The following is a 4,069-nucleotide window of genomic DNA, read 5'->3' as shown; positions in this document are numbered from 1 at the left end:
CCCGGCCCCCCCCTCTACCAACCCACTACGCCGCACATTCTGCCCCACCCCGCGGCTTTCCGTATTTTCTTCCGCGGGCCGGGGGGGGGGGGCCCCCCCGGCCCCCCCCCCACGAGGGTGGTCGTCGTTGCTGATCACTCCACTGCTGCGGGTTCCCAGAGCCGGGCCGGGTATCCGTCCCTCCCGCCACGAGGACACCGTGCCGGCTCCCGGCGGCGGTCGGCCGCGCCGCGTCCGGCGGAGTACGTGCACCTCCCAGCCCTCCTAGCGGAAGACGTCGTCCGACTCGTCCCAGTCGGCCGGCTCCTGCGGACCCGGCCGCCGCACCGCGCGGGAACGGGCTTCGTACATCGCGTCGATCTCGGCGGCGTAGTGCCGCACGATGGCGTCCCGGCGCAGCTTCATGGACGGCGTCAGCAGTCCGTTGTCCGGGGCGAACGGTTCGTGCAGGACACGGTAGACCCTGATGGACTCCGCGCGGGACACCGCGCTGTTGGCCGAGGCGACGGCCCGTGCCATCTCCTCCCTGAGCGCGTTCTCCTCGCGCGCCTCCCGGCCCGGCGACTCGCCCTGCAGCGCCAGAGCGGCCCGCCAGTGCGTGAGGAACTCCGGGTCCAGCGTGATCAGCGCCCCGACGCAGGGCCGGTCGTCGCCGACGACCACCGCCTGGTGCACCAGCGGATGCAGGCGCAGCCGCTGCTCCAGCGGGGCCGGGGCCACGCTCTTGCCGCTGCTGGTGACGATCACGTCCTTCTTGCGGCCGGTGATGGTCAGATAGCCCTCGGGGTCCAGCCGCCCGACGTCCCCGGTGGCCAGCCAGCCGCCGCGCAGCACGGCCCGGGTACGGGCCTCGTCGCTGATGTAGCCCTGGAACACCGACGGGCCGCGCACCAGGATCTCCCCGTCGTCGGCCACCTGGAGCTCGGTGCCCGGCAGCGGGCGGCCCACGGTCCCCGACTTCTCCCGTCCGAGCGGCTGCACGGTGATACCGCCGGAGGCCTCCGTCAGCCCGTAACCGTCGTTGATGTACAGCCCGATGCCCTCGTAGAAGAGGGACAGCTCCCGGCCGAGCGACGAACCGCCGGAGGTGCCCCGTACGACGCGCCCGCCGAGCGCGGCCCGCAGCCTGCGGTACACCGTCCGCTCGTACAGGGCGTGCTGCAGCCGCAGGTCGAACCCGGGACCCGGCCCGAGGCCCAGCCGCCGGCGCTCCTCGGCCTCGGCGAATTCCCGCGCGGTCTGTGCCGCCCGCTCGAACAGCGCACCCCGCCCCGTCTGCTGGGCGGTCCGCAGGAACGTCTTGTACAGCTTCTCGAACACCGACGGCACGCCGAACAGGTACGTCGGCCGGAACGTGCACAGCGCCGAGGCGAGGGCAGCCTCGGTCATCTCCGGCTCGTGGGCCATCAGCACCCCGCCGCGCAGGCACAGCACCTGGATCATGATCCCGTACACGTGCGAGAACGGCAGGAAGGCCAGCACCGACGGCTGCTCGCCCGGGGGCGCCGCGGTGTGTCCCCAGCCGGCGAGCATGGTGTCGCACGGGTAGGCCAGGCCTCGGTGGCTCAGGGCGCAGCCCAGCGGACGGCCCGAGGTGCCCGAGGTGTAGGCGATGACCGCCGTCGAGTCCGGCAGCACGATCCGGCGCAGCGACTCCACCGTGGTCAGCGGGATCACCGCACCCTGCTCGGCCAGCATCGCCAGCGCACCCGCGTCCAGCTGCCAGACGTGCTTGAGTCGCGGCAGCCCCGCGCACACGGTGCCCACGGTCATGACGCCCTTGTCGTCCTCCACCACGACGGCCACGCAGCGGGCGTCCCGCAGGATCCACTCCACCTGCTCCCGCGACGACGACGGATGGACCGGGACGACCTCCGCGCCGACGGCCCACAGCGCGTGGGCGAAGACCGTCCACTCGTAGCGGGTCCGGGCCATCAGGGCGACCCGGTGGCCCGGGGAGATCCCCGCGGCGATCAGGCCCTTGGCCAGGTCGGCCACCTGGTCCCGAAGCTCGATCGCCGTCACCTCCTCCCACCTGCCGGGCGCCGTGTCCGAGCGGTGTGCGAGGACAGGCAGCGTCGGACTGCGTTCCGCGGTCTCGAAGATGCTGTCGGCGAGCCCGCCGGTCAGCGGCGGAACGGCTGGTGGAGCGAGGGCGACGTCGCGCATGCGCTGCTCCCGGAGTGTACGGAGGGTGACCCCGCCGGTCGGCTCTGTGCCCGGCGGTGCTCGAATGTAGCCCAGGGAAGCGGTTTCGGTGCCCGGAACAGGTAAGTCGTGATCGGCTGATGATCTGTGCGTGTCCAGGGGGCTCGCGGCACTGGTGTCACGTGCCCCCCGACCGGCCGGACGCCCCGTCAGTCCTGGGTGCGGCGCACACATTCGGTGACGACGCGCCGCAGACTTCCCGTGCGCTCCATGAGCAGCCGCTGCTCGCGGGCACCGGTGCCGCGGCGCATCAGATGAGCGACGGCCTTCTCGACCTCGGCGGCGTCACCGCTGTCGGCGAGGGCGTCCCCGGTGTGCTCCAGCAGCGCGTGCAGTACCTGCACCGCGGGCCGCGGGCGCACGGTCACGGGGTCGAGGAGGTCCTCGTCGAGACCGTAGCGGGCGGCTTGCCAGGCGGCCAGCCTGAGCAGGCTCACGCCGTGGTCGAGCGGCGGCAGGCCGGCCCGCCAGTCACGGGCAGCCGTCTCCACCAGTGCGCGGGCCAGCGCGGCGACGAGGACGGTGGTGTCCGCGCGCAGGCACACGTCCGCCGCCCGGATCTCCACCGTCGGGTACCGGGCGGACAGCCGTGCGTCGAAGTACGCCATCCCCGCGTCGCGGATGACCCCGGTGGCCACCATCTCCTTCACCCGATGGTGGTACCGCTCGGCCGAGCCGAACAGCTCGGTCGGCCCCGCCGACGGCCAGCGCCGCCACACCCGGCTGCGGTAGCTGGCGTAGCCGGTCTCGCTGCCCTGCCAGAACGGTGAGTTGGCGGTGAGCGCGCTCAGCACCGGAAGCCACGGCCGTATCCGGTCGAGGACGGCGACGCCCTCCTCGTCGGACTCCACCGACACATGGGCGTGGCAGCCGCACACCAGCTGCTCCTGGGTGGTGATCCCGTACTGCTCGGCCATCCACCGGTACCGCTCCTGCCCGCCGATGATCGAGGGGGTGACCGGCAGCGGGGACGTGGCGAGCGCGGCGACCGCGCAGCCGATCTCCCCGGCGAGCCGGGCCGCCTCCTTGCGGCAGTGCACGATCTCGGCGCCGAGGTGCGCCATGTCCGCCTGCGGATGCGTGGCGAACTCCAGCATCTGCCCGAACAGCTCCTTCTGGAACAGGTCCTGTCCGGGATCGTCCTGGACGGCTCGGGCGAGGACGGCGCCCTGCTGGGCCCTCGGCTCCCCGCTGTCCGGGTCGACCAGAAGCAGTTCCTCCTCCACTCCGACAGTGCGCACGTGAGCCGCCCTTCTGTTCATGTGACGAGGAGCAGTCGTAGGTCTGTACGACCCTGACTGCCCCCCGGAGAGGGCCGCCGACACCTGCGCCGTCAGCGAACGGGCGTCAACCAGACAGTGGCGAGCGGAGGCAGTGTGAGCCGCAGGAACCCGTCCTCGGGCACCAGGGCACCCGGGGCGCCGACGCCGACTCCGCCGCCGCCGTAGCGGGCGTCGTCCGTGTTCAGAGCCTCCTGCCAGGCGTGAATCCCTTCGGGTACCCACAGGTCGTAGCCGTCACGCACGACGGGGGAGAAGTTCGAGACCGCCAGCAGCGGGGAGCCGTCGGAGCCGAACCGCAGAAACGCGAACACGTTGTCGTCCGCCGCGTCACACTGCACCCACCGGAAACCGCCCGGATCGGTGTCCCGCTGCCACAGCGCCGGGATGGCCCGGTACACCGTGTTCAGATCCCGGACCAGGTCCTGTACGCCCCGGTGGTCGCCCGCCGAGCAGTAGTCCGCGTCCAGCAGCCACCACTCGGGTCCGTGTGTCTCGGACCACTCCGCGCCCTGGGCGAACTCCTGTCCCATGAAGAGGAGTTGCTTGCCGGGGTGGGCCCACATGAAGCCGAGGTAGGC

Annotated in this window: 3 protein-coding genes; all 3 read right to left on the bottom strand. The window is 72.4% G+C overall.

All coding sequences use genetic code 11. The annotated features are described in order from the left end of the window. Nucleotides 1-264: 264 nt before the first annotated feature. Nucleotides 265-2,169: an AMP-dependent synthetase/ligase gene (locus AB0H32_RS47165; protein ID WP_361135552.1), complete on the bottom strand. Its 1,905-nt coding sequence runs from the start codon at nucleotides 2,167-2,169 to the stop codon at nucleotides 265-267. Nucleotides 2,170-2,357: 188 nt separating this feature from the next. Continuing rightward, nucleotides 2,358-3,449, bottom strand: coding sequence for a glutamate--cysteine ligase (locus tag AB0H32_RS47160; RefSeq protein WP_361135549.1), 1,092 nt, complete (start codon nucleotides 3,447-3,449; stop codon nucleotides 2,358-2,360). Nucleotides 3,450-3,541: 92 nt separating this feature from the next. Then, a partial coding sequence (locus AB0H32_RS47155; protein WP_361135547.1) for an alpha amylase C-terminal domain-containing protein occupies nucleotides 3,542-4,069 on the bottom strand: 528 nt, incomplete at its 5' end.

Origin of the sequence: Streptomyces sp. NPDC020362 (assembly GCF_040642095.1) — a bacterium.
GTDB lineage: Bacteria > Actinomycetota > Actinomycetes > Streptomycetales > Streptomycetaceae > Streptomyces.
Note: the sequence above shows the minus strand (reverse complement) of the source record. Positions and strands in the feature narration are given on the sequence as shown.